Annotated in this window: 3 protein-coding genes; 1 reads left to right on the forward strand and 2 read right to left on the reverse strand. The window is 74.4% G+C overall.

The genetic code is table 11. The features are described from left to right. Together AB0G02_RS28040 and AB0G02_RS28045 are read right to left on the reverse strand one after the other, a co-directional pair. Positions 1-307 (reverse strand): hypothetical protein (locus tag AB0G02_RS28040; protein WP_360799452.1); only part of this gene is annotated, 307 nt, incomplete at its 3' end. 60 nt (positions 308-367) lie between these two features. Next, a complete protein-coding gene (locus tag AB0G02_RS28045; RefSeq protein WP_360799455.1) occupies positions 368-3,532 on the reverse strand; it encodes a PDZ domain-containing protein in 3,165 nt (1,054 codons plus the stop codon). Positions 3,533-3,702: 170 nt separating this feature from the next. Between AB0G02_RS28045 and AB0G02_RS28050 the strand changes: the two genes are divergently transcribed. Then, positions 3,703-4,836, forward strand: coding sequence for a hypothetical protein (locus AB0G02_RS28050; RefSeq protein WP_360799458.1), 1,134 nt, complete (start codon positions 3,703-3,705; stop codon positions 4,834-4,836). Positions 4,837-4,962 lie beyond the last annotated feature (126 nt).

The following is a 4,962-nucleotide window of genomic DNA, read 5'->3' on the forward strand; positions in this document are numbered from 1 at the left end:
CGGCCTCGGGGTCCTGCGCCGTGGCCGCCGACCGCGTCACCACCGGCTCGACACCCACCCGGGGCACCGGCACGGGCAGCGCGCTGGTCCGCACGCTCACGCTCACCAACGTCTGCCGCGTCGCCCCCGGCACACCACCGGGCACCGACGACGGCGGCTCCGGCTGGCCGAACACCAGCACCAGCGCCGCCACCCCGCCCATGGCGACCACCGGCAACCCGACGACCGCCGACACGCACCCGCGCCCACTGCGCGGCACCTCACGATGACTCACCGAACCGCCCCCGACCACGATCTCGCGTGTCACCCATTGGTCGGTTTCGGACCACCTGCCGCAACTACCTCGCCGTCACACGCCCGGGTGAAATCAGGTGAGCGGCGGCAGCTCCGGCGGGACGGCGGCCGGGCGCTCGGCCAACGCCTCCAGGGCCAGCCGCACGGCGGTGTCGAGCTGCGGGTCGCGCCCGGCCACCCGGTCCTGCGGCGTGATCACCACCTCGACGTCCGGGTCGACGCCGTGGTTCTCCACGCCCCACCCCGGACCGGCGAACCACGTCGCGTACCGGGGCTGCGTCACCAGCGTGCCGTCCACCAGCGTGTACTGCATGTCGATGCCGATCACCCCGCCCCACGTGCGGGTGCCCACCACCGGCCCGATGCCCATCTCCTTGATCGCCACGTTGACGATGTCCCCGTCGGACCCGGCGAACTCGTCCGCGATCGCCACCACCGGCCCGCGCGGCGCGTCACCGGGGTAGCTGTCCGCCGTGGTGTACCCGCGGGCCACCGACCAGCCGATGATCCGCCGGCCCAGCTTCTCCACCACCAGCTCCGACGTGTGCCCGCCGCCGTTCTCCCGCACGTCGAGCACCACCGCCTCGCGCGCCAGCTCCACCCGCAGGTCCCGGTGCAGCTGCGCCCACCCGACGCCCGTCATGTCCGGCACGTGCAGGTACCCGACCCGGCCCTCGGACGACGAGTGCACGCGCGCACGCCGGTCGGCCACCCACGCGTGGTAGCGCAGCGGTTCGTCGTCCGCCAGCGGCACCACCACGACCCGGCGCGGCTCACCGCCACCACCGGGCCGCACGGTCAGCTCCACCGGCTTGCCCGCCGTGCCCACCAGCAGCGGCGCGGGACCGGTCACCGGGTCGACCTGCCGCCCGTCGACCGCCACGATGGCGTCACCGGTCCGCACCGCGACCCCGGGGGCCGCCAGCGGCGACCGCGCCGCCGGGTCCGACGTCTCGCCCGGGATCACCCGCACGACCCGCCAGGCGCCCGCCTCGTCCCGCTCCAGGTCCGCGCCGAGCAGGCCGACCGCCCGGCCGCGCGACCCCCGCGCCGGGATCACGTACGCGTGGGACGTCCCCAGCTCGCCCTGCACCTCCCACAGCAGGTCGACGAGGTCCTGGTAGCTGCCGAGCCGGTCCACCAGCGGCCGGTAGCGCTCCAGCACGCCCGCCCAGTCCACGCCGCCCATGTCCGTGCGCCAGAAGTGGTCCCGCATCAACCGCCCGGCCTCGCCGTACGCCTGCCGCCACTCGGCCGCCCGGTCCACCACCACCCGGATCCGCGACAGGTCCACGTCCACCGAGTCGCTGTCCTCCGAGTCGACCTTGCGGTCCGCGGGCACCACCCGCAGGTGCCGCCCGTCCTGCACCACGACCCGCTGCCCGTCACCGGTCACGTCGAACGCGTCCACGCCGTCCACCAGCGTGTCCGTCCGCGACTTCGCCAGGTCGTACCGCTCCAGCACCGCCCGCGGCGGACGCGGGGACAGGTCGTCGCCCAGCACACCCCGCAACGGCGACCGCAGCCACACCAACCCGCCCTTGGCGGCGGTCAGCCCGGAGTACCGCGCGGCGGCCACCGGCACCGTCACCACCCGGTCCGCCAGCCCGTCCAGGTCCACCACCGTGATCGGGTTCTCGTCGTCCTTGTCCTTGTCCTTGTCCGACGAGTCGTCACCGACCGGCCGGCCCAGGCGCAGCGGGTCGAACGGCGACGGCGTGGTCGCGGCCAGCGGCACCAGGTAGGGCCGGCAGCCGGTCGGGAACGACAGGTCGAACACGTGCGCGTCGTACACCGGGTCGAAGCTGCGCACCGACAGGAACGCCAGGTAGCGGCCGTCCTCGGTGAACGTCGGCGAGAAGTCGGAGAACCGCAGCGGCGTCACGTCCACCACGGACAGGTCGGTCGTGTTGGTCATCCGGATGTGCTGCAACGGCCGCGGACCGGGGTGCGACCAGGCCAGCCAGTTCGAGTCCGGGGAGAACGCCAGGCCGGTGACGTGCGGGTTCGCGTTCTTCAGCACCTCGCGCACCTCGCCGGACTCCACGTCGACCAGCAGCAGCCGCCCGTCGTGCGTGGCGACGGCGAGCCTGCGGGCGTCCGGCGACACCTCCAGCTCCAGCACGCGGCCCACCTTGCCGACCGCGACGCGACGCGGCTCGTTGCCCGGCTCGACGCCCCCGACCGGGGAGAACTCCAGGCCCTCCTCGCCGTCCGCGTCGGTCACCCACACCACGCTGTCACCGACCACGCGCGGCAACCGGGCCCGGACCCCGGGCTGCTCGGCCAGCGCCCGCACCGGCCCGTCCCGGTGCGTCACCCAGTGCACCGTCCCGCGCACCTCGACCACGCTCGCCCGGCCGGTCCTGTCCGGGTGGAAGTCGTCCGGCCGCGACGACACGGGCCGGGGCCGACGAGCCGTGCGCGGGCCGCCGAGCGCGATCTCCACCTTCCGCGGCTCGGCGCCCGCCAGGTCGTCCAGGACCCACAGCTCACCGGCGTGCTGCCACACGACCCGCTCTCCGTCGCTCGACGCGACCCGCGCGTAGAACTCCTGCTCGGAGTGCCGCCGCAGGTCCGAGCCGTCGGGCGACACCGAGTACAGGCTGCCGACGCCCTCGTGGTCGGACAGGAACGCGATCCGGTCCCCGATCCACATCGGGGAGGTCAACGACGAGGTCAGGTCGGGCAGGATCCGCGTGAACCCCCCGTCGCCGTCCACGTCGACCCACAGCTTCCCCGCCGCGCCGCCCCGGTACCGCTTCCACCAGGCCGGGTCGTGCCCGTAGACGGACGCCACGACGACCTGCCCGGACGGCCCGAACGACACGTCACCCACCCAGCCGAACGGCAGCCGCCGGGACGGACCACCGTCCGTGGGCACGGCGTGCGCCCACCTCCGGTTGGTGGACGCCTGCCCGGTCGACGTGATGGCGACGACCTCACCGTCCGACGTCCACCCGCGCACGCTGGTCGAGTAGTCGCCCCAGTACGTCAGCCGGGTGGCCTCCCCGCCCTCCACTGGCGCCAGGTGCACCTCGGGCGCCCCGTCACGACGACTGGTCCACGCCAGGCGCGCGCCGGTCGGGTCGAAGCGGGGGAAGGACACGGGCACCTGGTCGGCGGTCACCCGCCAGGCACGACCACCGGCGAGGGGGGCCAGCCAGACGTCGTCCTCTGCCACGAAGGTCACGAGATCGCCGTGCAGGTGCGGGAAGCGGAGGTAGGCCTCGGTCACCTCTTCGACGTTAGCGGGCCGATCATCCGAACCGGACCGAACCCGGCGAACCCGCTCCGCCCCACCGAACCCCGACCGGGGAAGCGGCCCCCGCGGCGGCCCGTCGTCGGCGGGCGGCATCGGCGGGGCGGTCCTGGCATCCGCTGTGACCACCGCGAGGAGACGCCGCCATGACTCTGCACACCGACATCCCCACCCGTGACCAGGTCACCCGCCTGCTGACGACCCGGTCGCCCGCCGGCGTGTCGCTGTACCTGCCGACGCGCCCCGAGTCGCCTGGCGACGAGGAGCGGATCGAGCTGAAGAACCTCGGCGGCGCGGCCGTCGAGCAGCTCCGGGAGGGCGGGGTCGACCGGCAGTCGGTGGAGGCGGTCGAGGAGCAGCTCTCCGACCTGGTCGAGGACGACGAGTTCTGGCGGTTCCAGGCGCGCAGCCTCGCGGTGTTCGCCACGCCCGAGTCGCTGACCACGTTCCGGCTGCCCAACCACCTCACGTCCGCCGTCGAGGTGTCCGACCGGTTCCACGTCAAGCCGCTGCTGCGGTCGATCACGTTCCCGCAGGCGGCGTTCCTGCTCGTGCTGACGAAGGGCTCCGTGCGACTGCTGGAGGTGCTCCCCGACCTGCCCGCGGCCGAGGTGCGGGTGCCCGACATGCCGTCGGACGTGGCCAGCGCCGTCGGCAAGTCGTCCATCTCGGACCGGGCGCCCGTCCGCCGCATCCAGGGCAGCGAGGGCCAGAAGGTGCGGATGCGGCAGTTCGCGCGGAAGGTCGACCAGGCGTTGCGACCGGTCCTCGCGGGCTCGGACACCCCGCTGGTGCTGGCCGCCGTCGAGCCGCTGGACGGCATCTTCCGGTCCGTGTGCAGCTACCCGCACCTGGCGCCGAAGAGCGTCTCGCCCGGAGGTGGCGGCGACCAGGGCGCCGCGGCCGACGGGGCGCTCGTCGCCGCCGCCCGCGAGGTGCTGGACGAGGTGCACGCCGGGCAGCCGCGCGACTGGCACGAGCTGTTCGACCGCCGCACGTCCCAGGGCCGCACGGTCACCGACGTGGCCGACGTCGCCCGGTTCGCCACGATCGGCGCGGTCGACACGGTGTTCGTGGACATCGACGCGGGCGTGCCCGGGTTCGTGGACGAGCAGACCGGCGCGGTCGAGTTCCGGGAGACGCCGGACGCGGTGGACTACGGCGTGCTGGACGAGATCAGCCGGCGCGTCTGGCTCACCGACGGCCGGGTGCTCGCGGTCCGCCGCGACGACGTCCCGGGACGCGGCGAGGTGGCCGCCGTGCTGCGGTTCACCCCGTAACGGCAGGTCGGGACGGCCAGTGGGTGCGCCAGTCGGCCGCGGTCAGGGTGGTGGACCAGGCGGTCGCGCTGTTCGGGCGTCCCACGAACGTGTACGCGGAGGTGCGGGCGCTGCGACCGGGCGCCC

This window comes from Actinosynnema sp. NPDC023658 (genome assembly GCF_040639995.1).
In the GTDB taxonomy this organism is placed as follows: Bacteria; Actinomycetota; Actinomycetes; order Mycobacteriales; family Pseudonocardiaceae; genus Actinosynnema.